This window comes from Haloarchaeobius lipolyticus, assembly GCF_051208015.1.
GTDB lineage: Archaea > Halobacteriota > Halobacteria > Halobacteriales > Natrialbaceae > Haloarchaeobius.
In genome coordinates this window covers 359083-384624 of sequence record NZ_JBPKGF010000001.1, presented here as the reverse complement: position 1 = coordinate 384624, position 25542 = coordinate 359083, and the positions used below count along the sequence as shown (strand labels likewise).

General features: G+C 65.9%; 29 protein-coding genes and 1 tRNA gene. 10 read left to right on the top strand and 20 right to left on the bottom strand.

Going from position 1 to position 25542, the window contains the following annotated elements; translation table 11 throughout:
* The first annotated feature begins 52 nt into the window (after positions 1 to 52).
* On the top strand, positions 53 to 667 hold the full coding sequence (locus tag ACSC1Y_RS02095) for an SAM-dependent methyltransferase (protein ID WP_435332937.1): 615 nt from the start codon (positions 53 to 55) through the stop codon (positions 665 to 667).
* A gap of 30 nt (positions 668 to 697) precedes the next feature.
* Here ACSC1Y_RS02095 and ACSC1Y_RS02090 read toward each other — a convergent pair whose 3' ends face one another.
* Entirely contained in the window at positions 698 to 1672 is a 975-nt protein-coding gene (locus ACSC1Y_RS02090; RefSeq protein WP_435332936.1) for a PLP-dependent cysteine synthase family protein, read from the bottom strand.
* A 923-nt stretch (positions 1673 to 2595) separates the two neighbouring features.
* Between ACSC1Y_RS02090 and ACSC1Y_RS02085 the strand changes: the two genes are divergently transcribed.
* Positions 2596 to 3714, top strand: a complete 1119-nt coding sequence (locus tag ACSC1Y_RS02085; protein WP_435332935.1) for a metallophosphoesterase family protein — start codon at positions 2596 to 2598, stop codon at positions 3712 to 3714.
* A gap of 105 nt (positions 3715 to 3819) precedes the next feature.
* A complete protein-coding gene (locus tag ACSC1Y_RS02080) occupies positions 3820 to 4200 on the top strand; it encodes a TlpA family protein disulfide reductase (protein ID WP_435332934.1) in 381 nt (126 codons plus the stop codon).
* Between the two features lie 55 nt (positions 4201 to 4255).
* Here ACSC1Y_RS02080 and ACSC1Y_RS02075 read toward each other — a convergent pair whose 3' ends face one another.
* A complete protein-coding gene (locus ACSC1Y_RS02075; RefSeq protein ID WP_435332932.1) occupies positions 4256 to 6373 on the bottom strand; it encodes a thioredoxin domain-containing protein in 2118 nt (705 codons plus the stop codon).
* 138 nt (positions 6374 to 6511) lie between these two features.
* On the opposite strand from ACSC1Y_RS02075, the gene purD reads away from it, so the two are divergent.
* A complete protein-coding gene (gene purD / locus ACSC1Y_RS02070) occupies positions 6512 to 7816 on the top strand; it encodes a phosphoribosylamine--glycine ligase (protein ID WP_435332931.1) in 1305 nt (434 codons plus the stop codon).
* A 51-nt stretch (positions 7817 to 7867) separates the two neighbouring features.
* Here the strand turns inward: purD and ACSC1Y_RS02065 are convergent, their stop codons facing one another.
* Positions 7868 to 8326 (bottom strand): luciferase domain-containing protein, encoded by a 459-nt coding sequence (locus tag ACSC1Y_RS02065; protein ID WP_435332930.1) that lies wholly within the window; start codon positions 8324 to 8326, stop codon positions 7868 to 7870.
* A 132-nt stretch (positions 8327 to 8458) separates the two neighbouring features.
* Here ACSC1Y_RS02065 and ACSC1Y_RS02060 point away from each other — a divergent pair, with 132 nt between their 5' ends.
* Positions 8459 to 8977, top strand: coding sequence for an acyltransferase (locus ACSC1Y_RS02060; protein ID WP_435333168.1), 519 nt, complete (start codon positions 8459 to 8461; stop codon positions 8975 to 8977).
* An 85-nt stretch (positions 8978 to 9062) separates the two neighbouring features.
* On the opposite strand, the gene ACSC1Y_RS02055 is transcribed toward ACSC1Y_RS02060, so the two are convergent.
* From ACSC1Y_RS02055 to ACSC1Y_RS02035, 5 genes are all read right to left on the bottom strand, one after another.
* A complete protein-coding gene (locus ACSC1Y_RS02055; protein ID WP_435332929.1) occupies positions 9063 to 9911 on the bottom strand; it encodes a mechanosensitive ion channel family protein in 849 nt (282 codons plus the stop codon).
* Between the two features lie 2 nt (positions 9912 to 9913).
* Complete coding sequence (gene dacZ / locus ACSC1Y_RS02050) at positions 9914 to 10726, bottom strand: diadenylate cyclase DacZ (protein ID WP_435332928.1); 813 nt, start codon at positions 10724 to 10726, stop codon at positions 9914 to 9916.
* Positions 10727 to 10793: 67 nt separating this feature from the next.
* Positions 10794 to 11309: a type IV pilin N-terminal domain-containing protein gene (locus ACSC1Y_RS02045; protein WP_435332927.1), complete on the bottom strand. Its 516-nt coding sequence runs from the start codon at positions 11307 to 11309 to the stop codon at positions 10794 to 10796.
* A 269-nt stretch (positions 11310 to 11578) separates the two neighbouring features.
* The gene (locus ACSC1Y_RS02040) at positions 11579 to 11980 is read right to left on the bottom strand and encodes a zinc ribbon domain-containing protein (RefSeq protein ID WP_435332925.1); all 402 of its coding nucleotides are present in this window, start codon (positions 11978 to 11980) and stop codon (positions 11579 to 11581) included.
* A 367-nt stretch (positions 11981 to 12347) separates the two neighbouring features.
* A tRNA-Leu gene (locus tag ACSC1Y_RS02035) sits at positions 12348 to 12431 on the bottom strand.
* Between the two features lie 93 nt (positions 12432 to 12524).
* Here ACSC1Y_RS02035 and ACSC1Y_RS02030 point away from each other — a divergent pair.
* On the top strand, positions 12525 to 12833 hold the full coding sequence (locus ACSC1Y_RS02030) for a cyclin family protein (RefSeq protein ID WP_435332923.1): 309 nt from the start codon (positions 12525 to 12527) through the stop codon (positions 12831 to 12833).
* A 60-nt stretch (positions 12834 to 12893) separates the two neighbouring features.
* On the opposite strand, the gene ACSC1Y_RS02025 is transcribed toward ACSC1Y_RS02030, so the two are convergent.
* From ACSC1Y_RS02025 to ACSC1Y_RS02005, 5 genes are all read right to left on the bottom strand, one after another.
* Entirely contained in the window at positions 12894 to 13382 is a 489-nt protein-coding gene (locus ACSC1Y_RS02025; RefSeq protein ID WP_435332922.1) for a phosphopantetheine adenylyltransferase, read from the bottom strand.
* 62 nt (positions 13383 to 13444) lie between these two features.
* Positions 13445 to 13999 (bottom strand): helix-turn-helix domain-containing protein, encoded by a 555-nt coding sequence (locus tag ACSC1Y_RS02020; protein WP_435332921.1) that lies wholly within the window; start codon positions 13997 to 13999, stop codon positions 13445 to 13447.
* Positions 14000 to 14046: 47 nt separating this feature from the next.
* Positions 14047 to 15129, bottom strand: coding sequence for a glutamate--cysteine ligase (locus ACSC1Y_RS02015; RefSeq protein ID WP_435332920.1), 1083 nt, complete (start codon positions 15127 to 15129; stop codon positions 14047 to 14049).
* Between the two features lie 51 nt (positions 15130 to 15180).
* A complete protein-coding gene (locus tag ACSC1Y_RS02010; protein ID WP_435332919.1) occupies positions 15181 to 15819 on the bottom strand; it encodes a fibrillarin-like rRNA/tRNA 2'-O-methyltransferase in 639 nt (212 codons plus the stop codon).
* Positions 15816 to 16697, bottom strand: coding sequence for an NOP5/NOP56 family protein (locus tag ACSC1Y_RS02005; RefSeq protein ID WP_435332918.1), 882 nt, complete (start codon positions 16695 to 16697; stop codon positions 15816 to 15818). The genes ACSC1Y_RS02010 and ACSC1Y_RS02005 overlap by 4 nt, the downstream gene beginning before the upstream one ends.
* Positions 16698 to 16888: 191 nt before the next feature.
* On the opposite strand from ACSC1Y_RS02005, the gene ACSC1Y_RS02000 reads away from it, so the two are divergent.
* The 3 genes from ACSC1Y_RS02000 to ACSC1Y_RS01990 all read left to right on the top strand — a co-directional run bounded on the left by ACSC1Y_RS02000 (position 16889) and on the right by ACSC1Y_RS01990 (position 20254).
* On the top strand, positions 16889 to 17221 hold the full coding sequence (locus ACSC1Y_RS02000; RefSeq protein ID WP_435332917.1) for a hypothetical protein: 333 nt from the start codon (positions 16889 to 16891) through the stop codon (positions 17219 to 17221).
* A 186-nt stretch (positions 17222 to 17407) separates the two neighbouring features.
* Positions 17408 to 19906 (top strand): polyphosphate kinase 1, encoded by a 2499-nt coding sequence (gene ppk1, locus ACSC1Y_RS01995; protein WP_435332916.1) that lies wholly within the window; start codon positions 17408 to 17410, stop codon positions 19904 to 19906.
* 186 nt (positions 19907 to 20092) lie between these two features.
* Positions 20093 to 20254, top strand: coding sequence for a DUF7331 family protein (locus tag ACSC1Y_RS01990; RefSeq protein ID WP_435332915.1), 162 nt, complete (start codon positions 20093 to 20095; stop codon positions 20252 to 20254).
* A 15-nt stretch (positions 20255 to 20269) separates the two neighbouring features.
* On the opposite strand, the gene ACSC1Y_RS01985 is transcribed toward ACSC1Y_RS01990, so the two are convergent.
* The 6 genes from ACSC1Y_RS01985 to paaA all read right to left on the bottom strand — a co-directional run bounded on the left by ACSC1Y_RS01985 (position 20270) and on the right by paaA (position 23960).
* Complete coding sequence (locus tag ACSC1Y_RS01985) at positions 20270 to 21109, bottom strand: hypothetical protein (protein ID WP_435332914.1); 840 nt, start codon at positions 21107 to 21109, stop codon at positions 20270 to 20272.
* A 136-nt stretch (positions 21110 to 21245) separates the two neighbouring features.
* Positions 21246 to 21413: a 1,2-phenylacetyl-CoA epoxidase subunit PaaE gene (paaE, locus tag ACSC1Y_RS01980; protein ID WP_435332913.1), complete on the bottom strand. Its 168-nt coding sequence runs from the start codon at positions 21411 to 21413 to the stop codon at positions 21246 to 21248.
* Entirely contained in the window at positions 21410 to 21871 is a 462-nt protein-coding gene (paaD, locus tag ACSC1Y_RS01975) for a 1,2-phenylacetyl-CoA epoxidase subunit PaaD (RefSeq protein ID WP_435332912.1), read from the bottom strand. The genes paaE and paaD overlap by 4 nt, the downstream gene beginning before the upstream one ends.
* On the bottom strand, positions 21864 to 22694 hold the full coding sequence (paaC, locus tag ACSC1Y_RS01970) for a 1,2-phenylacetyl-CoA epoxidase subunit PaaC (RefSeq protein WP_435332911.1): 831 nt from the start codon (positions 22692 to 22694) through the stop codon (positions 21864 to 21866). Before paaC ends, paaD begins: the two co-directional genes overlap by 8 nt.
* Entirely contained in the window at positions 22694 to 23011 is a 318-nt protein-coding gene (gene paaB / locus ACSC1Y_RS01965) for a 1,2-phenylacetyl-CoA epoxidase subunit PaaB (protein ID WP_435332910.1), read from the bottom strand. Before paaB ends, paaC begins: the two co-directional genes overlap by 1 nt.
* A 4-nt stretch (positions 23012 to 23015) precedes the next feature.
* Positions 23016 to 23960 carry a 1,2-phenylacetyl-CoA epoxidase subunit PaaA gene (gene paaA / locus ACSC1Y_RS01960; RefSeq protein ID WP_435332909.1) on the bottom strand — a complete coding sequence of 315 codons (945 nt, stop codon included), beginning with the start codon at positions 23958 to 23960 and terminating at the stop codon, positions 23016 to 23018.
* A 91-nt stretch (positions 23961 to 24051) separates the two neighbouring features.
* On the opposite strand from paaA, the gene ACSC1Y_RS01955 reads away from it, so the two are divergent.
* The gene (locus ACSC1Y_RS01955) at positions 24052 to 24690 is read left to right on the top strand and encodes a helix-turn-helix domain-containing protein (protein WP_435332908.1); all 639 of its coding nucleotides are present in this window, start codon (positions 24052 to 24054) and stop codon (positions 24688 to 24690) included.
* Between the two features lie 20 nt (positions 24691 to 24710).
* On the opposite strand, the gene ACSC1Y_RS01950 is transcribed toward ACSC1Y_RS01955, so the two are convergent.
* On the bottom strand, positions 24711 to 25097 hold the full coding sequence (locus ACSC1Y_RS01950) for a PaaI family thioesterase (RefSeq protein ID WP_435332907.1): 387 nt from the start codon (positions 25095 to 25097) through the stop codon (positions 24711 to 24713).
* Between the last annotated feature and the right edge of the window lie 445 nt (positions 25098 to 25542).

Here is a 25542-nt window from a genome sequence, read left to right as displayed (position 1 = left end):
CCTCGCGAATCGGCCGAACCACGTATATATGTCGGACGGGAATCACTCGAGGATGAAGTTCGAGGAACGCGAGCGTCTCTACCGACGGGACGCCTACTACTGGGGGCGCGAGCGAAACGACCTCGCGGCGGAGACACTTCGGCACGTCCCCGGAAACCACGACGGGCTGAAACTGGTCGACATCGGTGCGGGCGAAGGGCGCGACGCGGTCTACTTTGCTGAACAGGGGTTCGACGTGTTCGCTTCCGACATCTCACCGGCAGGGCTGGAGAAGGCAGAACGACTCGCCGAGGAACGCGGCGTCTCCATCCGGACCGTCGAGGCCGACGCGAACCACCTGTTCGTCCCGTGGCAGGTCGACGTCTTCTACTCCATCGGTGCCCTGCAGTACATCGAACCCGGGAACCGGGAGGACCAGTTCGACCACTTCAAGTCCCAGACCGCAGAGGGCGGCGTCCACGCCATGTTCGCCTTCGTCGATCACGAGGGCGTCCCCACGCCACCGGACTGGACCGACGAGGAACACTTCTACCAGCCGGGGGAACTGGCGGACTATTACGACGACTGGCGGGTCCTCGACGAGGAGGCGTTCGTCTTCGACGACGACTCGATGGGAGTTCCGCACCAGCACGCGGCCGAGACGCTCATCGTGCAGAAACCGCAGTGACGGGCCGGTTCGTCCGCTTCGACCGAAGTATCAGTCGTACAGCCCCAGCGACATGTACCGTTCGCCGGAGTCCCAGAACACGGTGACGACGAGTGGGCAGTCGTCGTACGCACCCTCGCCGCCGTCGGCTTCGACCTGCTCGTCGAGGTCGGCCGGCCCGGGCGGGCACTCCGCGGCGGGGTCTGCGATACGCTCTGCGACCCGCTTGGCGACGAGGCTCGTCGCGCCGGAGGACTGGCCGACGAGGATGCCCTCCTCGCGGGCGAGTCGGCGACACTCGGCCTCGGCGTCCTCCAGTTTGACCGTCTCGACCTCGTCGATGAGGTCGGTGTCGAGGTTGTCAGAGACGAAGCCGGGGCCCATCCCCTGGAAGTCGTCGTCACCGGGTTCACACTCCGTGAGGACCGCGTTGGAGGCGGGTTCGACGGCGACGGCGGTCATGTCGGGGAACTCCTCTTTGAGCCGCTTCGTGTTACCCGAGAAGGTACCGCCGGTGCCGACGCCGGCGACGAAGGCGTCTATCTCGCGGCCGTCGACCTGCTCGAGTATCTCCTCGGCGGTCGTCCGGTAGTGAGCGCGGGGGTTCGCCTCGTTCTCGAACTGGCGGAGCTGGAACGCGCCGGTCTCTTCTTCTATCTCGTCCGCGCGCTCCTTCGCGACGGTCATGTCGCCGTCGACGAGTTCGATGTCGGCGCCGTAGGCCTCCATTATCTGGCGACGTTCGACCGACATGTCGTCGGGCATGACGATGGTCACGTCGTAGCCGCGAGCCGCGCCGACCATCGAGATACCGATGCCGGTGTTGCCGCTGGTCGGCTCGACGATCCGGTCGCCGGGTTCGAGTTCGCCCGCTCGCTCGGCCGCGAGTACCATCTCGCGAGCCGGCCGGTCCTTCGCGGAGCCGCCGGGGTTGAACGACTCGACCTTCGCGGCGACGGTCGCGCCGGGGGGCGACGAGAGCTGGACGAGAGGGGACCCGATGGTGTCCAGTATGCTCCGTTTCATACCCCGTCCTTGCTCGTCCACGAATAAACCAGTCCGGGTCTCCGGCAAAGGTAGCTGTCGTGGCGGCCGTCGGCTCAGCCCGACTGTCGATGCCGAGACGGTCGCACAGGAACCCGTGGTAGAGCTCGACCGCGTCGGGGACTCCCCCCAGACTGACCACCGGGTTCAGGTCGACGACGAGCAACTCGCCCATCTCGTCGCGGATGACGTCCAGCTCGAATACGGAGAGCCCGAACGCATCCCGGACGCTGTCCACGAACTCCCCGGCGGCGTGTTCGTCGTCCAGCGAACCTGGAACGACCGTGCCGCCGACCTCGCGGACCGGGCGCACGGCGTCCCCGACGACGTGATACTTCGTCGTCTCGTCGTGCGGGACGTACTGCTCCACGAGCTGCTCCCCCTCGAATCGAAGTGTCCCCGAGGGGACGAACAGGTGGTCGTGGCTCCCGTCGATTCCCTCCAGCCGCGACTTCACCACGACCGGCGGCGTGAGCGAGATGGCCGAGGCTGGCCCGAAGTCCGCCCGCGGCAACGGTACTCCGACCCGTTCGAGCACGGTTCGTCGGGCGAGGCGGTCGCTGGCGAGGCGGACACCGACGGGGTCGTTCACCGTTTCGATACCTGCCGCCGCCGCCCGGTCGAGGTCCGCGAGCGAACCAGGTCGCCACTTCGCGGCGTGGAACAGGTCGAGACCGAGGGTGTCGAGTTCCGGATGTTCTCGCTCCGGGTCGAGCCAGACCACGTCTGCCTGGACGGCGAGTTGCTCGAAGGCCCGTCGCTTCAGCACGTTCCCGTCATCACGCCAGTAGGCGAGTGCGATGCGAGGACGGTTCGACTGCAAAACCTCTGTAGAGAGGCGAGACGCCGTGATAAGGGGTGCCCCGGCAACGTTATGTCTCGTCGCACCAATCCCCATTCGACCGATGACCGGCGACGACGGCGACCCGACGTCCGGGGACCGAAATCCGGGCTTCACGGCTGCTGCGGCGACCGAGTGGCTCGGCGACGACGGTGCCACCACCGCCGACTTCGCCCCCTCCCCCACCGATGAACAGTTCCCCTCCGTCCCCCTCCGGTCCGACGGAGAGTGTCTCCTCGCCCGTTTCTCCGAACCGACCGCCAACCGTCCGACTCGCATCGCGGTCGTCTCGGACGTCCACCTCTCGACGCGCGAGACGGGGACGTGGAAGGCGTTCCACCGGACCGAGTCACTCCTCCGGCGAGCCGTGGCGGACCTCAACGACCACGACCTGGACGGCGTCGTCTTCGCGGGCGACCTCACCGAGAACGGCGCGACGAGCGACTTCGAACTCGTCAGTGAGATCCTCTCGGACCTCGAACACGAGTTCGTCGCCGTTCCGGGCAACCACGACGCACCGAAGACCTTCGACGAACACCCAGTCCCGTCCCTCTCACGCTTCGAACGGGAGTACACACCCGGTGGCCTCCCCTTCCACGTGGAGTTCGGCGGCGTGGACGTGCTCGCCCTGAACACCGCCGCGGCCCCCGATGGCTCGCTCGACGACACCCACGAGGGCTGGGTGTCGCCGGACCAGCGCGAGTGGCTCGCCGAGACGTTCCCCGAGGTAGATGCCCCGCTCGTCGTCGGCCACCACAACCTGCCCGGCCTTCTGGACGCGACCGGCGGCCGTTCGTGGCGCGGCTCCTTCCCGATGCGCGAGGCCGAGGCGTTCGGCGAGACGCTCGCACGAATCGGGGCACCGCTGTACCTCTCCGGCCATCTCCACGTGCCGGCCGTCGCCGAGACGGCGGGCGTCCGAGAGCTCGTCGCCCCGGCGCTCTGTTCGTTCCCGCAGGCCTACCTCGTCCTCGACGTCGGGCCCGCGGGCACGAGCGTCTGGCACGTCCCGGTCGCGACGCGCGAGGACGCGACCGAGGCGCTCTCGCTCGCACACGAGTACTCGACCCGGAGCCGGATGGTCGCCGGTATCGTCCACCACCAGACGGAGTCCTACCCGCTCGTCGACGAGCTCGACGCCGCCGCGGTCCCCTCGTCGCCGCTCTCTGCGGAGTGTGACTGAGTAGGAGCGGGCTGTTCTGAACGGAGCGTGACCGGGTAGAAACGAACCGTGAGTAGATGGACCGGTAGCGTCGCGCTTTTATCCGGAACTCACGAACCACGAGCCATGGAACTGGAGACGATGCGACCCAACCCGGCCTGGGACGGGGCCGCCTACGAGGAGACCGTCGAAGTGTGGGCAGCGCTCGCCGACCAGATCGTCGTGAAGGTCTGGGGCGGCGACTGGTGCAAGGACTGCCGGTCGCAGCTACCCGACTTCGGCGCGGCGCTCGCCGCGGCCGAGGTCCCAGAGGACCGTATCGAACACTACCCCGTCGAGCGCGAGGACGGCGAGAAGGTCGGCCCCGGCGTCGACGCCTACGACATCGAACTCATCCCGACGGTCGTCGTCGAGGACGAAGACGGCGTGGAGATGGCCCGGTTCGTCGAGGAGGAGGACCGACCCATCGCGGTCTGGCTCGCAGACGAACTGGAACAGTACGTCTGATTCGACACTCGAACGCCTGTTCTTCGTGTTCTCCGTCCACTGCCGAGCGTCGGCGTCAGTCTGACAGCCAGTCGAGCGCCTCCTCGACGTCGTGGGTCGGCGGCGAGCACGAGAAGTCGCGACAGGCGTAGACGGTCGGCTCCCCGTCTGTCGCGTCCCGGTCCGCCCAGATGGGCGGAACGGTCACGAGGTCGAGGGCTGCGAGCCAGGGCTCGAGGTCGGTAGCGGCCGGGGGTCGTCGCGCGAGGATGCGAGTCGGCAGGTAGGTCTCGCCGATAGCCCTGCGCCAGCCGGCAGGAAGCTCCTCGGCAGCCACCGTCAGTTCCACGTCACCGGTGGTCCAGCGGTCGGCCGCGAGGACGAGCGACGCGTACTCGAGCGGACTCGACTCGATGCGGCCGCCGTGGGTCGAGAGCACCGATTCGACGATACCGTCGAAGTCGGCGTCCGAGAAGTGCGAGAGCGAGAGGAGGACGTCGAGCGCTACCCCGAGCGACGACGGCGTGGACTGGTCGCGTAGCTCCTGTGGACGGGCGACGAGCGACTCGCCGTCGGCCGGCGTGAAGAAGATGGTTCCCTCCTCGGCGTCCCAGAAGTCGCGCTCGATGGTCCGTGCGAGGTCGAGCGCGAACGCGAGGAACCGGTGCTCGCCGGTCGCCTGGTAGAGGTCGAACGCGCCGCGAGCGAGGAAGGCGTAGTCCTCGAGGAACGCCTCGCCCTTGACGTCGCCGCCGGCGAACCGGCGGGTGAGCGTCTGCTCGTCCTCGTCCCAGAGCTGTTCACGGACGAACTCGAGCGCCTGTTCGGCCGGTTCCGCGTACGACGGGTCGAGGACGATAGCCGCCTCCGCAAACGCGGAGATGGCGAGGCCGTTCCAGCCGGCGATGACCTTGTCGTCGCGGCGCGGGCGTGGCCGGTCCTCGCGTGCCTCGCGTAGCGTTTCGCGAGCAGCCGCGAGCCGACGCTCCACGTCGGCCTCTTCGAGGTCGTACTCGTCTGCGAGTTCGTCGATGCTGGCATCGATGGTGAGGACGGTCCGGCCGTCCTCGAAGTTCCCGCGTTCGGTGACGCCGAAGCGGTCGCAGAACAGCTGAGCGGTCTCCTCGTCGTCGACGGCCTCGTGGACCTGCTCTGGCGTCCAGACGTAGAACGCGCCCTCCTCCTGTTCGCCGTCTTCGCCCGCGGACTGGGCGTCCAGCGTCGCGAAGAACCCCCCGTCGGGATGCTGGAGCTCGCGCGTGAGGAACTCGAACGTCTCCTCACTGACCTCGCGGTAGCGGTCCTCCCCGGTCACCTGGTAGCCCGCGAGGAAGATTCGGGGGAGCTCAGCGTTGTCGTAGAGCATCTTCTCGAAGTGGGGGACGGTCCAGTCGCGGTCGGTACAGTACCGGTGGAAGCCGCCGCCGAGCTGGTCGTAGAGGCCGCCGTCCGCCATCGCGTCGAGCGTCTCCTCGACCACCTCACGGTAGGTGTCCCGCCCGGTCCGGTCGTGGGCGCGGAGCAGGAGGTGGAGCCTGGCCTCCTGCGGGAACTTCGGCCCCTGGTTGCCGAAGCCGCCGTACTCGCGGTCGGCGCTCCGGAGGATGCTGTCAGCGGCGTCGGTCAGCACGTCGTCGCCGGGTGCGTCCTCGCCGGGCGACTCTATCGTCTCGAGCTGGTTCGTCGCGACGCTCGCCCACTGCTCGGCACGGTTCTCCATCTCTGTGCGCTGCTCGGGGTCGCTCCACGAGTTCGCGACGTTCTCGATGAGGTCGAGGAAGCCGGGCATGTTCCGGCGCGAGTTCCGCGGGAAGTAGGTCCCGACGTAGAACGGCTTCCCCTCGGGCGTGAGCCAGACCGAGAGCGGCCAGCCGCCGCGGCCGGTGACCGCCTGGCAGACGGTCTGGTAGATGGAATCGAGGTCGGGCCGCTCTTCGCGGTCGACCTTGATGGGGACGAACTGGTCGTTGAGGACGGCCGCGACCTCGTCGTCCTCGAAGCTCTCGTCCTCCATGACGTGACACCAGTGACACGCCGAGTAGCCGACCGAGAGGAAGATCGGCTTCTCCTCGTCTTTCGCGTGCTGGAGGGCCGTCTCGTCCCACGGCTGCCAGTTGACGGGGTTGTCCGCGTGCTGGCGAAGGTAGGGCGATGCCTCCTCGTCGAGCCGGTTTCGCGCGATGGGGTCGCTCATGGGCGACCATTGGGCCGACGTCGGGTAAAACCGTGCGACTCCGGCTGTCGCTTCGGGACGCCAGAAACCTCACGACCTTGCATATATCCGGCTTCCCGAAGGGCAACCTTTACACTCTCTTGCGTACCGCATTCGCGTATGTCCGAGACCGTCCTGCTCGTCGGTGGTGGCGGCCGTGAGCACGCCATCGCCCGCGCACTCGACGACTCGCCCGAGCGAGCCGAGTTCGACCTGTACGCCTGCGCCGGGAACCGGAACCCGGGAATCGCCCGCCTCGTCGATGGCTTCGAAGCACTCGACACGAGCGACACCGATGCTGTCGTCGCCTACGCCGCGGACGTCGGCGCGAGCCTCGCCGTCATCGGCCCGGAGAAACCGCTCGCCGAGGGCGTCGTCGATGCACTCGAGGAAGCCGGCGTCTACGCCTTCGGCCCGAAGCAGGCCGACGCCCGCATCGAGGTGGACAAGTCCTTCCAGCGTGAGTTCATGGCCGAGAACGACGTCCCCGGCTGTCCCGACTTCGCCGTCTTCGAGGACATGGACGCCGCCTGCGAGTACATCGACGAGTACGACGGCGACCTCGCCGTCAAGCCCGCCGGACTCACCGGCGGAAAGGGCGTCCGCGTCACGGGCGACCAGATAACCAAGGAGGAAGCGAAGGAGTACCTCCGCGAATCCGACTACGAGAAGGTCGTCCTCGAAGAGCGCCTCGTCGGCGAGGAGTTCACCATCCAGGCGTTCGTCGCCAACGGCGACGTGCTCATCACGCCCGCCGTCCAGGACCACAAGCGCGCCTACGAGGGTGACGAGGGACCGAACACGGGCGGGATGGGGAGCTACAGCGACGCGGGCTTCCAGCTCCCGTTCATGACCGAGCTCGACTCCTTCGAGGCGATGGAGATAATGAAGGCGACCGTCGCCGGCCTCGACGACTACCGTGGCATCCTCTACGGCCAGTTCATGCTCACTGCGGACGGTGTGAAGGTCGTCGAGTTCAACGCCCGCTTCGGCGACCCCGAGGCGATGAACACGCTCCCCGTCCTGGAGACGGACTTCTTCGAGGTCGTCCGGGCGGCCCGCGACGGCGACCGCCTGCCCGAACTCGACTTCGCGAACAAGGCGACCGTCTGCAAGTACGCGGTCCCCGAGGGCTACCCGACCGACCCGAAGGCCGGTGCGAAGGTACAGGTGGACGAGGACTCTGCGGGGGACGCGCTCCTGTTCTACGCCTCCGTCGACGAGCGCGACGACGGCATCTACACGACCACCTCGCGCTCGTTCGCCGTGGTCGGCGTCGCCGACACCATCGCGGAGGCAGAAGAGATAGCCGAAGACGCGCTCGCCGTCGCCGGCGAGGAGGGCCTTCACATGCGTCACGACATCGGGACGGCCGAGCTCGTCCAGCAGCGCATCGACCACGTCGCCTCCCTGCGCGACGAGTAGGCACGGTCTGAAAGAGGTCGGTAGAAGAGCACCCATCCGAAAGACCGATTCTCACGTCGCCGATGCCGGCGGCTTCCGGAAGAACGCGTCACGGACCGCGTCGCTGACCCCCAGTGCCTCGAGTTCGTGCTCGACGTCGACCGCGTCGAGTTCGGCGTCCCCGGTTCCTCGTTGCTGGAGGGCGTTCACGTGGTAGAGGTACGAGAGCCGCACCAGCCAGCGGGCGTGCTCCAGGTCGCCGGGCTTCTCTATCTCGAACGTCGTCCACCCGGAGTTCGCGAGGAGGTGATGTTCTGCCGTCCGTCCCTCCGCGACGAGTGCGTCTCGGAGCGCACGGAGATACGCCACGTCGAGCATCCCCCACTCGTGGACGTGGCCGATCTCGCGCGAGCCGACGAGGAAGGCCGTTCCGCCGTATCGGTGGGCCTCCAGTCGGACGCCGGGCCACTCGCGGACCTCCCTGACGAGTTCTACGACCACGTCTGCGACGGCCGTGCTGTCGGACTCCATGGCGCAGATAGGCGAGGAACGGCCATGAGTACACCGCCGGAGGAGGACCTTCCCGCTGGAGAGGTGCCCTACGTCTCGTCTCGGTCGTCGCTACCGGGGCCTTCTTGCCGACCCGTCACGAACCCGTGCCCGATGGCCGACGAGTCCCGACACGACCGCGTGACTGCCCACCCGACGCCCGGGCCGCTGAACTCGCTCCAGTACTGGACCGACGCGAAGTCGCCGCTCACCGTCGCGGTCAACTACCTCGTCGTCTGGCTCGTTCGCACCTCACCCTCGCTCCGACTGAAGAACTGGCTCCTGCGCCGCCTCGGCGTCACGGTCGGTGACGGTGTCTCCTGGGGCCTCGAAGCCACGCCGGACGTGTTCTGGCCGGAGCTCATCACGCTCGGCGACGACGTCATCGTCGGCTACGATGCGACGCTCCTGTGTCACGAATTCCTGCAGGACGAATACCGCACCGGCGAGGTCGTCGTCGGCGACCGGGCGATGATCGGCGCGGGGGCCATCGTCCTGCCCGGCGTCGAGATCGGCGAGGATGCACAGGTCGCGGCCAACTCGCTGGTCACGCAGGACGTGCCCGCTGACGAGACCGTCGCCGGCGTCCCGGCTCGGCCGATGAGCGACTGGGCGATGCGCGACGACGACTGAGAGTGGTTGTAGATGACGGAGAGTGGTTGTAGATGACGGAGAGCAGTTGGGGAGAACCGCTGTAGAGAACGACGGACGCGACCGGCTATTCTCGAACCCGGACGACGCCGGTCTCGAGGACCTGGTTGTTCGGCACGATGTACTCCTTCCCCTCGGACTCGAACTGCGTCACGAACAGGTCCATTTCCTGGACCACGCCCGTCTTGTCGCCGACCTGGATGGAGTCACCGATGCCGTAGGGCTGTTTGAGCAGGAGGTAGACGCCGGCCGCACTGGCCCGCAGGAAGTCACGGAAGGCGAGCCCGCCGAGGAAGATGAGCGCGAACAGGTAGGCCGCGAGCAGCACGATGAGTGCGAGGACGTTCACCCCCAGCTGGGCGAACGCGAGCAGGAACGTCACGAAGATGACGCTGTACTTCACGATTCGCGGAAGCACGTTCACCTCGGGAAGTTTGATGCCGCGCAGGCGCTCGCTCGTCAACAGCTCCGCCTTGTCCGCGACGACGAAGCCGATGATGAGGACCAGCGCGGCGACGAAGAGGTCCGGGACGAAGGTGACGACGCTCAGCCAGAACTGGTCGGTTCTGACGAGGTTCGCCACGTGGACCGCCGCGAGCACCGCGATACCGTAGATGAACCACGAGCTCATCCGGGCGACTATCTCGACCGTCGAGGTCCCAAGACTCCGCGCGCTCGATTCGAACGGCGTCCCCTCGACCATCCCTGGCACGCCGACGGCCGTGAGGAGCCGCTCGTTCAGGCGACCGACGAGCAGGCCGGCGATGATACCGACCGTGACGACCGCCAGAGCGAGCACCAGCGGTTCGTTGAGGAGAGCTCCCGGGTCGAATCCGCCGCCTGTCGGCTGGTCCGTCGTGGTCAGGAAGCCGTCCTGCGAGAGCAGTACGGTGCGAGCCACACCGAAGTCGACCATGGTCAGTAGTCCTCCGGATCGATCTCCAGCAGCAGTTCGCCGCTCTTGAACGCCCGGACCAGCCCGTCGGATTCGGAGAGGACGATGGCCGTCGCGTTCGTGTCCCGGGTGACGGCACCCGCGGCCATGTGGCGCGCGCCGAGTCCCTTCGGGATGTCGACGCCCTCCGCCGACGGTTCGAGGTAGCGGTAGGCGCTGACGATCTTCCCCGAGTCGGAGATGACGAACGCGCCGTCGAGTCGCGAGAACTCCTTCAGCATCACGTTCACGATGGGGTCCCCGACGTGCACGTGACTCTTCTCGAACGGATTGTACGAGAGCGGTCGGGACTTGTTCATCACCTTCCCCGCGTCGCCGACCACGAACAGCGCGCCGACCGGTTCGCCCTTCTGTCCCTTCTTCCCGAGCTCGATGGCGAGCTCGAGGACGTCCTTGATGACGCTCGGCTCGGCGCGCGAGCTGGAGAAGAGGTCGTAGACGCCGGACTGCTTCGAGGCGTCGGCGCGCACGCGCGACACCGTGTCGATACCGCTGTCGAAGACGCTCGTCGCACAGAGCAACACGTCGCCGTCGTCGATGAGTCCCGCGTCGAGGGCCCCTTCCAGCCCGAAGCGCACCCGCTCTGCGACGTTTTCGAACTCCAGCGGGAGTTCGACGAACGCGTCTGCCCCGACCGTGTTCTCCGTCCCGACGACCACCACGTCGGGCTCCTCCATCGCAGTGAACCGCTCGTAGTACGAGCCGCTCGGGGAGAACAGGACGATCGCATCCACGTCTGCGAGTATTTCACCGAACAGCTCGCCCAGATTAGCCATTGGGAGGTACAACTAACCCGGAGTGAAAAAGGTTTGCGGGGTAGACACGTCGATTCGACACGTTCGGTCAGGCCGTCGCGTTGTCCGCCGACCGCCAGATGACGCTGTTCGTCGGCGTGTGGACGATGAGCACGGTGACCCGGTCGCCCTGGTCGACCGCCGTCAGGTTCACCGCCAACCTGTCGCCGGCGGTGAGCATCCCGTCGGCGCCACCTGCCGCGGTCAGTTCGCCCGACGCGGATGAACCGTCCACCATGCTGGTGTTGCCCTCCATGTTCGAGGCGTCGAGGCTTCCCCCGGACCCGGGCAGGTCCACGAGCCGAACCTGTCCACCGGCCTGGTCGCTCCGGATGACCACCTCGAGGTTCGTCATCTCCAGCGGGTCACCCCCACTCGTCTCGACGACGAGCGCGCCGTCGCTCGCCGACACCGGGTCCATCGTCGCGTGCATCTGCGGCGACGGCTCGCGCTTCTCGTCTGTGAAGTTCAGTGCGTAGACGGTCGTCGTGACGGCCATGATGAGGACGACACCCACGAGCAGCACCGTGCTCACGACCGACGACACACCCCGTTCCCCAGTCATGAGAGAACCGTCACGATTCGCGTATTTGTCTCTGCTGGCCGTTGGAGGCATTTAACGAAGGCCGTGTGCGGAATATTGGCACAGCACACACCAGTCTTGCAAGTGGACGAATGTCCGAATTCGCAGGGGGGTATCTCACCCGTTCCGGGGTCCGATGCCGCCCAGTCGTTCAGTCTCGCCCCGTCAACGTCGTGCGGAAACCGAGGGCCGACTCGAACTCGAGGTCCCGTCGCGATACTCGTGGTTCAGCTACGCCGATCAGACTGCCGTCACTCCTCGGGGTCCGATGCCAGATTGTACGCGTCGTAGATGGCGTATACCCAGATGGCGAACAGGAACGGAATCCCGATGAGGAACATAGACATCACACCGGCCACCGCGGATGCCACGATGAATAGAATGCCCCTGTTCAATTCCCCCAGGTATATCTGACCCGCACCCGGTATGACGAGCGACGCCACAGCCGCGATGCCGGGCTGTTTGTCCTCGAAGCCCGCAGCACTCGAACCGCCCCCCGGGGACCGCTGTCTGATACCGCATTCTGGGCAGATCTCCGCCCGCTTGGAGATCGTCTCTCCACAATCCCTACAGAAGACTGTCTCCTCCTTGGATGTCTCAGCTGTCTCTGCTGTCGGCTCGGGGTCTCCAGCTGTATCGTTTTCGGTTGCCATAGTATCTGAGGATTGGTTGGAGCAATGGGTGTTTCGGCCGTGAGACAGGATGAATTCCCAACAGTCTCCGACGACGAGCCCTGCGCTGGTCCGGCCGCTCGTTATCGCTGGAAACTACGGGTATCCGCCTTCAGTAGTGGCGGGAGTCGATATGTAGACGGGATTTGTGACACGCGGAGGACCATTTGCGTGACGCAATAGAAGATTCGAGTCGGTTCGTGGTGCAGACTTGTCCCTCACTGGCGTTCGTGCCGAGGGCCTCCCCGAAAGGGACCGGATTCGAACCACGGTCGCTCGCTGACGCTCGCTCCCTGGTTCAAATCCGTTCGTTGCGCATACACGTCTCTCACTGGCGTTCGAGACGGTATGCGTGGGACCGGATTTGAACCGGCGGACTCCTACGAGACAGCGTCCTAAGCGCTGCGCCGTTTCCTAGCTTGGCTACCCACGCGCGACTCCCACTTCCCCCGAGACCAGTAAGAACCTGTCGGGTTCGGACGACTGTAGCCACGTGGTTTAAGAACCGGACCGCGTAAGCACGGGTATGTACAGCGCCCGGGATCAAGTCGAGAACGAGGAGTGGTTGGCTGAGCTGGAAGCAGCCGCGGACCGACTCGACCTCGGCGGCGACGCGCGCTCGTACGCCGTCGAACTGTTCCTCTCGTCGGTCCCCGACGCAGACCGGTCGAAGCGACCGGCGCTGGCGGCGAGTCTCTACGCCGGGTCACTGGTTGCGAGCGACGGGCGCACCCAGACCGCCGTCGCCGACGCCGTGGGAGTGTCACGTCTCTCGATACAACAGCGGTGGAAGGAGGTCCTCGAATCGGCAGGTCTCGAACCGCCGTCGTGGTGAGTGCCGGATCGATGTGAGAACTGCCGGGTCGATGTGAGAACTACCGGGTCGATGTGAGAACTACCGGGACGAACTGCGACCCTGGCTTTCGGGCGTCAGCCGGCCGTGTTCGTCTATCTCGCCGTTGACGATACGGGTACTGGAGATGATGTCGCCGTCTTCTGCCAGCACGTGTTCGACGACCTCTATCTCGAGCGGGTCGTGGCCACGTTCTTCGCGAATCTCGTTGACGCGGTTCGCGCCCTCGACGGTCTCGGGGGAGACCACCAGGTAGTCGAAGCGGGGTTCGGTCGCGATACCGGTCGGTTCGACCAGTTCGTGAATCTCGTATTCGCGGTCGTACTCCTCGGCGTAGCCTGCGAGTTCTCGCTCAAGGTCACGCTTTCGTTCGTCGAACGGCCGCACCACACGGTCTACGTTCCTGGTCTTCGGGGCGAGGTGGTCGCTCGTCAACCCGACGGTGACGTCGCCGAGTTCGAACGCCCGTTCGAACAGTGCACGATGCCCGTCGTGCACCGGGTCGAACGTCCCGCCCAGCGCAACGTTCATGCCCGGTCAATCACCTGCCCGTGCAATAAAAGAGTCGAAACGGGAGGTCACTGCGGGGTCGGTCAGTCGTCGGTCGCGTCAGCGTCGTCGGCTCCGGCGTCCGCCTCCGTCGCGTCGTCGGTATCGTCTCCGGAGACCTCCTCGACGGTGATGGTCACCGGTTCGGCAGTCGACTCGGCGAGTTCACCTTCTCGGTCGAGCAGTTTGTCGAGGTTGAACACGGTGTTCAGCTCCGACTGCACCTGTCCGACGATACTCCCGACGAGTTCGCTCGGAGGGATAGCCGTGTACTCGTAGGGGTTGTTGCCCGCGCCCGCGCTCTCGCGCTTCTCCCGGTGGACCTTCTCCTCGTCGTGGAGGGCCGCCAGGGCTTCGCGGACGGTGCTCGGGTAGAGGCCGGTGCCCTTGGCGATCTCCTCGCTGGTACTCCCCGGCTGTTGCTGTAAGAATACGTATATCTTGGCTCGCGTCTCGGTGTCGAGCACCCACGAGAGGAGATCGACGAGTCCCTGGTCGAACCCCTCGACTGCCCGGTCACGCGTCGAGCGGTCCGAATCTGCAGGTGGCTCGTCGTCTGTCACGTGCTCGTCTGTGTCAGTTGCATCGTCCGCAGACATGTCGTCTTCGGTGGGACACAAGAAACCGAGCAGTAAAAACCCATTGCTCAGAGGACGAGCGACTCACAGACCGCATCGAAGCCCTCCTCGTCGAGCAGTCGTCGCTGTCGTTCGGCGCCACTTTCGGCGTCGAACACGTCGCGGATGCCCGTCACGCCGAGTCGATCGCACTCGCGGTCGACGACCTCGCCGAGGTCGACCGTCCCGTCGGCGTCCCGGGTGACGAACGCGGCGTCGTGTCCGTGTCGCATGGCTCGCCACTTGTTCTCGTCGAGCACCTCGCGTCTAAGGCCGTCCGTCCCAGTTCCGGTCTCACCGTCCTCGTACCGTTCCGAGAGGTCGGTCACGAGCGCCTCGGTGTACTCGGTGAACGCCATGACGACGGCGGGGTCCGCCTGCGCGTCGGGGGTCCGAACCTCGACCGTCCCGTGCGCCGAGTGCGGCCGTACGTCGTACCAGAGCGCACCGCGGTCGTCTATCGAGTCCGTGTCTATCATCAGGTTCTCGAACGCGAGGTACGAGTCGAAGTCGTCGAACGCGGTGGGCATGCCGGTGTTCGGCAGGTTCTCGAATATCTTCGCCCGCGCCGAGGAGAGCCCGGTATCGAAGCCGTTCCAGAACGGCGAGTTCGCCGAGAGGGCGAGCATGACCGGCAGGTACCAGCGGAGCTCGTTCGCGACGTAGACCGCCTTGTCGGCGTCGTCGACGCCGACGTGGACGTGGAGTCCGGCGGTGGTATTCCGGTGTTGTGGGTACTGGATGCGGTCCAGCTGTGCCCGGTACCGGTCCTTCTCCGCGTGTTCGAGTTCGCGCCACTTGGCGGCGGGGTGGAGACCTGCGGCCGCGATACGGAAGTCGTACTCCGCGGCGTACTCGACGAGGGACTCCCGGACTGCGTACAGGTTCTCTTCGACGTCGGCCAGGTCGGTCGACTTTGGCGTCTGCGTCTCGACGACCGTCTTGAACAGCTCGTGGTCGAGTCGCCCGTCGAGAATCTCCGGCGGGTCTCCCTCGTACACGAGTTCGTCGCTCCCCGAGACGGGGCGGCCTCGCTGGTCGACGACGAAGAACTCCTCCTCGATTCCAAGCGTCCCCTGATCGGTGAACGCGTCGGGCGACCCTCGCTCCATCGCTCTTCCCTTCGCGGGCCCTGTTAAAAAGGCGTTTGGAGTCGGGTAGTCCTACCGCGGACGCGCGACGACCCCGAGGTGGTCCTCGTGGAGCGGGTCGAGCCGCTCCGTCTCGAGAACCTCGTACTCTCGCTCGATGTCGTCGAGGACGGCCTCGAAGACGTCTTTCGGGTCGCCGGTCACGTCCTCGCTCCGAGCCTTGATGACGGTGACGAGCCGACCGTCGTCGGCGAGGAACCGCCGGTTCCGGCAGGCGACCTCGCCCTGACCGCGCGTCGCGACGTCCTGTACGATGGCGTCGACCTCGCTCTCGACGACGTGGGCGTACGTCTCCGGCTTCCTGGCGTCCTTCAGGAGCGGGAAGAGGTTCGGTCGTCCGTCGGCGACGCCGCAGAGCTTCCGCGCCGGGCGGGCGGCGAACTCGACGGCGTAGGTCGGCCCCGCGAAGTCCGCGACGTGGCTCACGGTCGTCCCACTGGCGGCGCCCAGATAGAGGACCGTGTCGTCGCCGGCGAGTCCCGTCTCCATCTCGCGGAGGAACATCGCCCCCAGCTTCGACCGGCCCGGGTCCCACGCGCGCCAACCGTCCTCGGTGGGTTCGCCATAGACCGGTTCTCCGCGGGTCGCGAGCCGCTCGTCGCCGGCGATGGTCCGGTATTCGACGCCCGCGGGGAGTTCTGGGCGAGTCATTCGTCGTTACCTCCATCGCCAGCAGCCGGCTCGTCCGGTTCGGCACGTGCCTGTATCGTCTCGATGCGTTCGCGCAACTCCTCGTCGAGCTCCGGTTTCCGCTCGCCCGAGTAGTGGTCGACGCGGGCCGCGATGGTTAGCTTTCCGGCGACGGCGCGCGCCGCGGAGCCCCGGTCCTCACGACGGGTCCCGCGAACCGCGTCGTGCGTGTAGATGATGCCGTGCTTCGGCGAACTGGCGTGGCCGCGAAGGTGGGCGAACAGCGCGTCCTCCGCGCCGAGTACCTGGACCGTCCCGCTCGGTTTCTTCGCCAGCGATTCGAGGCCCCCCGCGAGGGAGATGAGCCTCCCGGCGAGCACCGGCCCGGCCATCGCAGAGAGGTTCGGCGCGACGTCCGGCGCGCGGGCCTCGACGTACGCCCGCAGGTCGTCCGCCTCGTCCGCGAGGTCGACGACACGACCGGCGAGCGAGACGACGCGCTCCTCGTCCGGGCCGACCGGCTCGCGTTCAACGAGCTCTCTGGCGTAGCCGACGCCGGAGTCGTTCTCGTCGAACAGCGCGTTCGCCCACTCGGTGAGCCGTTCGGCGAGTTCGTTCGCCGTCCGGCTGCAGTCGTCCATCGCCCTGACGGCGTGGACGAGCTGCTGGTCGCCGGCCCGCTCCCGTTCAGTGGCCTGGGCCCGTGTGGCCGCCACCGTCGCATCGTGCAGTCGCTCGTAGTACTCTGCTTCGTCGTCGGCGAAGCCCGACTCGACGGCCAGCGACGGCCAGTCGTCGGGAGCGTCGGCCGACCCCGACCGGATGGCGTCACGGGCACCGTCTCGGTCCTCGCGGTCCAGCCCGACGAACCAGCCCCGTTCCGCGACGTCCTCGCTCATGTGGCAGGCGTAAACGCCGCGGTTGTATATGCGTCCCGATACGGCGACTGGTGAACGACTGGAGGAGCGACGGCGGACCGTGACACTCCCTCCACGCTGGACTGCAGGAGACGGGCGAGGAATGGTCGAAGCGGAGAGGGGAACACTCAATATCCGTGCGAGTGAACACCAAACATGAGGATACTCTACGCATGATTCAGACCTCTCGACCGAATCCAGACGAACGTCCAGAACTAGCCGGGCTAGAGGTCACGGAGTCGGAGTGGCGGCTCGATACCGACCGGTACCGCCGATTCGTCGAGGAAGCGGCCCGGCAATCACTCGACGACCAGCCGACCGCCGCCGACTGTTACCGGATCGGAAACCGCATCGAGGCCCTCATCGCAGAGCACCGCCAGCGGGACGACTGGTCGCCGTCCCTCGTCGAGGAGTATCCCGACGTCGATTCGCTCGACGAGATAGTCGGGTTGGCACGATTCTTCCGTCACTGCCACGACTGTCAGCTCGCCGACCGTGCGGGCTAACCAGGAAGAGTCGTATGTACAGGCTACGTATGTCGAACGCTGTTTTACCGAGATATCGGTGCGAGAACGGTGCTGAAACGCCGTTCCGTCCAACAGTTTCATCTATACTGTTCCCTTGCTATCGTACATCATGCCACTGGAACGATGGGGGAGGCTACCGCCGGGCGACTGGCTGGGTGCGAACCGATGAGTGAGGAGGTGACGGCCGACCGTCCCGTCGACCTGGGAGACAGTACGTACTACCTCAACCGAGAGCTCTCGGAGCTCGCGTTCCAGCAGCGTGTACTACACGAAGGACTCGACGAGAGGAACCCGCTCCTCGAGCGAGTCCGTTTTCTGGCGTACTTCACCAAGAACACCGACGAGTTCTTCATGAAGCGAGTCGGCGGCCTGAAACAGCAGATCGAAGCGGGCGTCACCGAAGAGACGCCGGACGGCCGGACTCCGCAGGGCCAGTGGGAGGAAGTCCTCGACACTGCACGTCCCCTGTTCGAGCAGCAGGCGAGTTGCTGGGAGACGGAGCTCCGCCCTGCACTCGCAGCCGCCGGCGTCGCGGTCCACGAGTTCGACGACCTCTCACAGAGCCAGCGGGAGGCGCTCAGGTCGTACTTCGAGGAGTCCATCCAGCCGACGCTGACGCCTCTGGCGTTCGACCCAGCACACCCGTTCCCGTTCATCTCGAACCTCTCGCTGTCCCTCGCGGTCCTGTCCGAGTCGGCAGTCGACGACGACGTGACGTTCACGCGAATCAAGGTCCCGCAGAATCAGCCCCGTCTGGTCGAGATTCCGGGTGAGACGACCGGATACCTCCTCCTGGAGGACCTCATCGAAGCGAACATCGACCTGCTGTTGCCGAACATCGATATCCTCGACGTCTCGAAGTTCCGCGTCACGCGGAACGCCGAGGTCAGACGCAACGAGGAGGTCGCAGAGGACCTCATCGACATGATAGAGGAGGTCATCGAGCAACGGCGCTTCGCGACCGTCGTTCGGCTCGAAGTCGCCGAGGACATGCCGGACGAGTCGCTCGATATCCTCAAAGAGCAGTTGAAGCTGTCGGACCGAGAGGTGTTCCGACGGGCCGGGCCCATCGACTACCGCGACTTCTTCGACCTGGTCGATATCGACCGGCCCGACCTCAAGACGTCGGACTGGACCCCACAGCCCCATCCACGGCTCGTGAAGGCGACGGGCAAGTACGACTCCGCCGGGGGTGTAGACGGCATCTTCGAGGAGATACGGCGTGGCGACATCCTCGCACACCATCCCTACCACTCGTTCGAAGGGACCGTCCAGCGATTCCTCGACGCCGCGGCGAACGACCCGGACGTGCTCGCCGTGAAGGCGGCCATCTACCGGACGGCCAGCGACTCGAAGGTCATCCAGAGCCTCATCGACGCGGCCGACAACGGCAAACAGGTCGCGGTCATGGTCGAACTGAAAGCACGGTTCGACGAGCAGAACAACCTCGAGTGGGTCCGGAAGTTGGAGGAGGAGGGAATCCACGCCGCCTACGGTACGGTCGGGCTGAAGACGCACACCAAGACCGCGCTGGTCGTCCGACGAGAGGACGACGGTGTGAAGCTCTACTCCCACGTCGGCACCGGAAACTATCACTCCGAGACGGCGAAAGGGTACGTCGACCTGGGAATTCTCACGACCGACCGGGACGTCGGCCAGGACCTGACCAAGGTGTTCAACTTCTTCACCGGACCGACCCTCGACGAGCAGTTCCGGAAACTGCTTATCGCGCCCGTCAACCTCCGAGAACGGTTCACCGAGTGCATCCGTCGTGAAGCTGCCCACGCCCGTGCCGGCCGACCTGCCCGCATCGTCGTCAAGATAAACGGGCTCGAGGACCCCGCAATCGTCCGTGAGCTGTACGAGGCGTCGATAGCCGGCGTCGAGATAGACCTCATCGTCAGGGACATCTGCCGACTTCGCCCAGGGCTCGACGGAATCAGCGATACCGTCAGGGTCCACTCGGTGGTCGGTCGGTTCCTCGAACACTCGCGCATCTTCTACTTCCGTAACGGGGGCGACCCCGAGTGGTACACCGGGTCGGCGGACTGGATGACCCGGAACCTGGATTATCGGGTGGAGGCAGTGATGCCCGTCGAGTCGCGTGACATCCGGGAACAGCTCCGGTTCGTCCTCGAGACCTCGCTGTCGGACAATCGTCGCCGATGGGTGATGCAGAGCGACGGGACCTACGAACAGGTGAGGCCGGCCGACGACGAGTCCGTCCGTGACACGCAGGAGACCCTCATGTCGATGACGATGGCTGCCAGGTCGCGAGAACTCGAACGCGGGATAGCGGTCGGCGATGCGGACGCCGGGCACGAGCTACTGGTCGAGCCAGTGACGGACCCCGCGGAGGCACCCCGGGAATCGGGAGGCGTGACCGAGGAGTTCGAGAGCGGCGGACACTCGCCTTCTGACGGTGGTTCAACCGGCGGACCGGTCTTCAGGGGAGTGGGAACGGCCGAGTCCCCGGGGTCCGTCGACGACGGGGATGCAGTTCCGGAGGTCGATGTCGAGCGAATCATGGAACGGTACAGCGAGCACTGGTACGTCCCGGACAGCGACCAGCACGGGTGGGCCGTGCGGACCGGCGATGGGGAGAGACGGTACTTCAGGACGCGGGAGGGAGCGGCGAGCCGGCTGGTCGAAGAGTACGAGTAGCGTCCAGCGGCGTCCCGACGTGTTTCTCACCACTCTTACCACAGACTCTCTTCCCGCGCCAGACGCCACCGGTGAGCGCCGTCGCGGTCTTTCGAACCGACAGCAAAGTGTGTAGGACCACAATTGTTATACATTCGCGGTAATCGTTTACATGTAGCACAGAAGCGGGCCGACGAGACACAACCCATGAACCGCACGAACGATACCGCCGACCCCGAACCGCCCAGCATCCCCGACCAGTACAGAGCGCGCGACACCGACGACGGTGCCGTCGAGATCTACGACTCAGAGAACGAAGAAGCGTGGATCCGCTCGGACTACACACTGGAAGTAGCGCGACCCAACTGAGGCGGCGCCCCTCTCCTACCAGCCGACCGGAATCAGCACGTAGCGAAGCGTGAAGAGCGGACTCTCCCGGACGAGAACGAGGGGTTCGTCGGGCCCCGTCTGGAGCGTCACGTCCCCGGAAACCACCTCGAGCAACGATGCCAGTTCGGGCCCGTACTCGTTGTGCACGTCGGGACCGTCCACCGACGCCGAGAGCGTCGTCTCGGCTCGCGTCTCACAGCCGACCGAGAGCGTCAGGGACAGCGTCCCGTCCCGGACGACGAACGGGTAGGAGGACCGGCCGGAGTCGATGTCGACTGCCCGCGTGAGCCGTCGAAGCTCGTCGACGGTGGTCTCGACGACCGTGGGGGCCAGCGAGCCGTCCTCGAGCGCGAACCGGTCGTCAGCGTCGAACCGGTCGGGTAGCTCGAGGGTGATCTGTTCGAGAAGGACCGGGTCGAGGTGGCAGTCGACGGTCACGGTACTTTCGCCGCCTTCGATGCGCATCTCGGAGACGTTCCCCGTCTCCTCGTCGCCGACGAACGATACGGCGATGTTGTCGCCCGTATCGAGTGCCGCGTCCGTCGAGACCCACGCAAGCCAGTCGAGCACCTCCTGGATCGGGAAGACCGCGACGACAGCGTCGTCGTGTCGGTGGTCGTACTCGGACAGCACGTCGAGTTCGACCGTGCAGTACGTCGCCAGCGAGGACGCCGTGCTCCCTGCAGGGGTGTCGATACAGTCCTTCGTGAGACGGACGAGCATCTCGTCGTAGTACGGTTCCCTTCCGGGCGACGGCTGCAACCCGGCGAGTGCGACCATCCGTCGCAGAACGGCGTACGGCGCTCGGATGACCGCCAGCGTTGACTCGCCCATGTGACCGACCGATGCACCAGACACACAAAAGCTGTATTGCCGGTTCGTCCCTCGCACCGAGGGGGATGGTTCGGTCCCTCCCGCCGAAGGGGGCGACTCGGTCCCTCGCACCGGACAGCCCGGTCCGGAAGCCAGTTCAGCCCATCTTCTCGAACGGCTGCTCGCAGCCGTTGCAGAAGTGCATCGACCGGCAGAGCGACGGCCCTTTCGGGTGCTCGCGGACGGTGTCCGTCGAGCCGCAGTAGGGGCACTCCGCGCCTTCGGTCTCGCCGCTCGTCGTGACGGATGGGTCGGGTCGTCTCATATGCTCAGGCCGAACTCCCGCAGGTCCTGTTTGCCCTGCTCGGTCACCATCTCCAGGTTCCACTCGGGCGACCAGACGAGGCGCAGGTCGACGGACTCGACGCCGTCGACCGACTCGACTGCCTCGCGCATCTCGTCCTGCAGCATCGTCCGGGCGGGACAGCCGGAGTAGGTGAGCGTCATGTCGATGGTCACCTCGCCGGTCCCGTCGTCCGCGGCCACGCCGTAGATGAGGCCGAGGTCGACGATGGAGATGGGCATCTCCGGGTCCTCTATCTCGTACAGTACGTCCCAGACGGCGCGCTCGAGACCCTCGGCCCCCTCGCCGGTCGCGGGAACCTCGTCAGAGGCTTCGCCTTCGACGTACTTCGTGTACGCACAGGCGGTCGGCTCCGCGCAGTCGTCGGCTGCGGGGTCTATCGTCTCGGGAACGTCGTCCGGGTCGTACACGTCACTCATCGTCGGGGTCTTTCATGATGCGGTCGGCCTTCGTCCGGCCGAGCTCGCGGTAGGTGTGGGTGAAGTCGTCGTACAGTGCCGACCAGTCGTCGGTGTGGGTCTGGTCGCGGCCCTTGGCCTCGGGGAGGTCTCGCTCGTCGACCGTGAGGTCGAGCGATTCGAGGTACGGAACGACCTCGTCGAGCCACTCCTCGCGCATGTCGTCGAGCGTCTCGGTCCGGATGCCGAGTTGGACGATGCGGTCGTCTACCGCCTCGTCCGTCGGCAGGAACAGCGTCAGCGCGTACGGGAACAGCCGGTCGAGGGCGTCCTGCACTCGAGCGCGAGACTCGTCCTCCTCGCAGAGCCGTTCGAGCCAGCTCATCGCGTGCTCGCGGTGGTAGTCCTCCTCGCCGAGGATCTTTCCGACGCGGTCGCGGATGCGCGGGTACGACGAGTCGACGAGCGCCTTCAGGCGGATGTCCTCGGCCGTGTCGTACAGGTACGAACGGACGATGGCGTCGGCCCAGCCGCCGGACTCGTACTCGAGTTCACACAGCGTCGAGTGGCGCCACTCTCCTGGAACCCGCTCCCAGATGAGTTCGGACTCCTCGGCACCCCAGTCCTGCAACAGGTCGTACCAGAGGCGGGCGTGCCCGTACTCGTCCTGTGCGATGTTGGCGAGCGCGATGTCCGACTCGAGCGTCGGTGCGAGCACTTGCCACTCGGTGTATCGCTCCGCCATGACGAACTCGTCGTCTGCGAGTCGGAACAGCTGGTGACGGACGGCTTCGCGTTCCTCGTCGGAGAGGTCCGCGGGGGCGGCCAGTTCAGCGGCCGCCATCAGTCACCACCCCGCTGTGCGCTGGCAGCGGCCTGCTCCTTCTCGGAGTCGGCTATCTCCTGGGCGAACGAGGCGTCGAAGTTGTAGGTCATGGCCCAGCGGTAGGACTTGTCGGTCGTGCCGCCGAACTTCGCGTCCTCGGTGTCGACCTCGCCGATCTCCTTCTGCGGGACGACCCACAGACTGTTCGTCGGCTTGCGTCGTCCGTGCTGTACCTCGGCGAACAGCAGCGCCATCTCGTGGTCCGGCGCGTGCACGTTGCCACAGTGGGTGTGATACCCACCTTCCTTCTCCTGTCGGAAGACTTCGAATATCATGGGTCTAGTCGGCGGCCTGGGGCTGCGTCCCGCCGTAGACGCGCTCCTCGTGGTTGTTCATCGATTCGCGGACCCACTCGACGGCCTCCTGTGCCGCTTTGCGCCCGTTGATCTGGGTGTGACTGCCGTCGTAGTCGTTCTTCGCGATGGTGAAGAACTCGTCCCAGTCGAGGTCCTCCTCGACGACCTCGTAGGTGCCGTCGTCGCGCTTCGTGATGCGCGGCTCGTCGGGAATCTCGAGGCCGTACTTCTCCGCCTTCGGGATGTACGCGTTGAGGAACGCGTTCCGCAGGTCGTCGTTGGACATCTGCTTCAGGCCGACCTCGCTGGCGAAGCCGTGGTGCGTCGACTTCTCGTTCGTAGGACCGAAGAACTGGATGATGCGGGGCCACCACTCCTCGAAGGCCTCCTGGACCATCTCCTGTTCCTTCTTCGAGCCGGTCATCAGCTCGTGGAGGATGGCCTCACCGTGCTTGACGTGGAAGCCCTCCTCGAAGCAGACCTTGTCCATCGCGTGGGCGTACGGCTCCCACGACGTGTTCTTCAGGGTCGCCTGGCGGCGCATCGCCGCGCCGTCGACGAAGAACGCGATCATCGGCGTCTCGACGTAGCTCTTCATCGGGTAGTGGAAGCAGTTGAGGAACTTGCCTTTCCCCTCGGCGAGCTCGTCGAGCATCTCGTCGCGCGTCTTGATGCCCAGGCTCTCGGCGGCCCGGTAGAGCAGCTGTCCGTGCCCTATCTCGTCCTGACACTTCGCGGAGAACGCGAGCTTCCGGTCGAGGCTCGGCGCCTGCCGGATGAACGGCTTCTCCAGGTACGCGCCCATTATCTCCGAATTCGCGTGGAACTGGATCATCCGCGTCGCCGCCTCCCGATACTCCTTCGGCATGTCGTCCTTTGGACTGAACGCCCGCGGCCCAGCCCGTTCTTTGACCTCCTCGATGTCCATGATCGTTCGCCATCTAGTACCCACCGGAGGGGCAAACAGGTTAACCCGCCCATACGCGGCGTTTATAAGGTGGTCGGCCGTACTCCCCAGCGTGATAGACGAATGCCTCGTCGTCGAGTTCCGCGTGACGGGAGACGACTGCCCGCTCGCGAGAGCGACCCGCCAGACGGGTGCCGTCGTCGACGCACATCCCCCACAGCACCGGAGCGACGGTAACGACCTGCTCCGGTTCAGTGCACCCGTCGACCCGGACCTCGCGCGCGTCCTCGATGCCGACGACCGGATACGGTACCTCCACGCCGCAGACACCGGCGACCGGGTAAACTACCGCTGTCTCTCGAAACAGCCCTGCGTCGTCCACACCCTGTCGGACGCCGGGTTCATGGCCGAGTCGCTCCGCTACCGGGACGGGGTCGAGACCTACACCGGTGCCGTCGTCGGCCACGACGTGCTGGAAGGCGTCCTCGAGGCCGCGGGCGAGACTGTCGGCGTCACCCTGGAACGCATCTACCCCCTCGGTGGCGAGGACGACGAGGTCGTGGCCCAGCGCTGGGGATTCACGCCCGCACAGGAGGCCGCGCTCCGGGCGGCAGACGAGATGGGCTACTTCGACGTGCCACGGGGGACGACGGCCGGGGAAGTCGCCGAGGCACTGGGAATCAGCAAGTCCGCCTTCCTCGAGCGGCTGCGGCGGGGACAGGCTGCGCTGATGGAGCAAGTGTTCGACTGAGAGAAACGGCCGTCGCCGCCCTATCCCGTCTTGTAGACGCCCCTCGCGTCCGCGATGAGCGTGTCGTCGTCCGAAGCGTAGACGTCAACGTCGACCGTCCCGACGTCGCCGCCGCAACGGACCACGTCGGCCTCGGCGTACAGGTCACCCGTTCCCGCCGCCAGGTAGTCGATCCGCATGTCGATGGTCGGTACCGGCTGGTCGACCAGCGAGACGAGGGCGGCCCCGCCGACGGTGTCCGCGAGCGTGAAGGTGACGCCCCCGTGGGCCATCAGCTGGTCGGCGTTCCACGACAGTTCCTCTCGCATCTCGATGTGCCCCTCGGCGTGGCCATCTGCGACCTCCGTGACCTCGATGCCGAGCAGGTCGGCGAACGGCATCGTCTCGAAGAACTCCTCTACGTCCATGTGACTGGCTCCACAGGGGAGACCCTTAACCGTTCAGGAACGGCGTCCTCGCCTGGCACGCAGCGTCGATGTACTGGCTTCGAGTGCGATTCACACCGGGTCACCGGACGGTGCTGCAGGACGTGACTCTAATCTATGAGAGTCTCACTACGACGGTGACTAACAGACTAGAGTGAAGCGTTACGCCCTCTCACACCCTATCTGTAATCGGCAATCACACAGCATTCCGCTGTTGCCACCCCCCATACTCCCCCCAACCCCCCTTCTGACGGTACGACACTCTCGAGCGAACGCCGTTCTCGGAGTGGACCGATGCCATGAAAGTCCATACCCCGGTCAATTATGTTTGGTGGATGCTAACATACCTGTAGGAGATGAACTTGATGGGGGACAGTCCAGAAGGACGACAGCACCGCCTGGGTCGTTCGACACTGGAACGGGGTCC

Coding starts and splice junctions, on each gene's coding strand:
- ACSC1Y_RS02095 (WP_435332937.1), top strand. CDS start 53: ATGAAGTTCGAGGAACGCGAGCGTCTCTACCGACGGGACGCCTACTAC.
- ACSC1Y_RS02090 (WP_435332936.1), bottom strand. CDS start 1,672: ATGAAACGGAGCATACTGGACACCATCGGGTCCCCTCTCGTCCAGCTC.
- ACSC1Y_RS02085 (WP_435332935.1), top strand. CDS start 2,596: ATGACCGGCGACGACGGCGACCCGACGTCCGGGGACCGAAATCCGGGC.
- ACSC1Y_RS02080 (WP_435332934.1), top strand. CDS start 3,820: ATGGAACTGGAGACGATGCGACCCAACCCGGCCTGGGACGGGGCCGCC.
- ACSC1Y_RS02075 (WP_435332932.1), bottom strand. CDS start 6,373: ATGAGCGACCCCATCGCGCGAAACCGGCTCGACGAGGAGGCATCGCCC.
- purD (WP_435332931.1), top strand. CDS start 6,512: ATGTCCGAGACCGTCCTGCTCGTCGGTGGTGGCGGCCGTGAGCACGCC.
- ACSC1Y_RS02065 (WP_435332930.1), bottom strand. CDS start 8,326: ATGGAGTCCGACAGCACGGCCGTCGCAGACGTGGTCGTAGAACTCGTC.
- ACSC1Y_RS02060 (WP_435333168.1), top strand. CDS start 8,459: ATGGCCGACGAGTCCCGACACGACCGCGTGACTGCCCACCCGACGCCC.
- ACSC1Y_RS02055 (WP_435332929.1), bottom strand. CDS start 9,911: ATGGTCGACTTCGGTGTGGCTCGCACCGTACTGCTCTCGCAGGACGGC.
- dacZ (WP_435332928.1), bottom strand. CDS start 10,726: ATGGCTAATCTGGGCGAGCTGTTCGGTGAAATACTCGCAGACGTGGAT.
- ACSC1Y_RS02045 (WP_435332927.1), bottom strand. CDS start 11,309: ATGACTGGGGAACGGGGTGTGTCGTCGGTCGTGAGCACGGTGCTGCTC.
- ACSC1Y_RS02040 (WP_435332925.1), bottom strand. CDS start 11,980: ATGGCAACCGAAAACGATACAGCTGGAGACCCCGAGCCGACAGCAGAG.
- ACSC1Y_RS02030 (WP_435332923.1), top strand. CDS start 12,525: ATGTACAGCGCCCGGGATCAAGTCGAGAACGAGGAGTGGTTGGCTGAG.
- ACSC1Y_RS02025 (WP_435332922.1), bottom strand. CDS start 13,382: ATGAACGTTGCGCTGGGCGGGACGTTCGACCCGGTGCACGACGGGCAT.
- ACSC1Y_RS02020 (WP_435332921.1), bottom strand. CDS start 13,999: ATGTCTGCGGACGATGCAACTGACACAGACGAGCACGTGACAGACGAC.
- ACSC1Y_RS02015 (WP_435332920.1), bottom strand. CDS start 15,129: ATGGAGCGAGGGTCGCCCGACGCGTTCACCGATCAGGGGACGCTTGGA.
- ACSC1Y_RS02010 (WP_435332919.1), bottom strand. CDS start 15,819: ATGACTCGCCCAGAACTCCCCGCGGGCGTCGAATACCGGACCATCGCC.
- ACSC1Y_RS02005 (WP_435332918.1), bottom strand. CDS start 16,697: ATGAGCGAGGACGTCGCGGAACGGGGCTGGTTCGTCGGGCTGGACCGC.
- ACSC1Y_RS02000 (WP_435332917.1), top strand. CDS start 16,889: ATGATTCAGACCTCTCGACCGAATCCAGACGAACGTCCAGAACTAGCC.
- ppk1 (WP_435332916.1), top strand. CDS start 17,408: ATGAGTGAGGAGGTGACGGCCGACCGTCCCGTCGACCTGGGAGACAGT.
- ACSC1Y_RS01990 (WP_435332915.1), top strand. CDS start 20,093: ATGAACCGCACGAACGATACCGCCGACCCCGAACCGCCCAGCATCCCC.
- ACSC1Y_RS01985 (WP_435332914.1), bottom strand. CDS start 21,109: ATGGGCGAGTCAACGCTGGCGGTCATCCGAGCGCCGTACGCCGTTCTG.
- paaE (WP_435332913.1), bottom strand. CDS start 21,413: ATGAGACGACCCGACCCATCCGTCACGACGAGCGGCGAGACCGAAGGC.
- paaD (WP_435332912.1), bottom strand. CDS start 21,871: ATGAGTGACGTGTACGACCCGGACGACGTTCCCGAGACGATAGACCCC.
- paaC (WP_435332911.1), bottom strand. CDS start 22,694: ATGGCGGCCGCTGAACTGGCCGCCCCCGCGGACCTCTCCGACGAGGAA.
- paaB (WP_435332910.1), bottom strand. CDS start 23,011: ATGATATTCGAAGTCTTCCGACAGGAGAAGGAAGGTGGGTATCACACC.
- paaA (WP_435332909.1), bottom strand. CDS start 23,960: ATGGACATCGAGGAGGTCAAAGAACGGGCTGGGCCGCGGGCGTTCAGT.
- ACSC1Y_RS01950 (WP_435332907.1), bottom strand. CDS start 25,097: ATGGACGTAGAGGAGTTCTTCGAGACGATGCCGTTCGCCGACCTGCTC.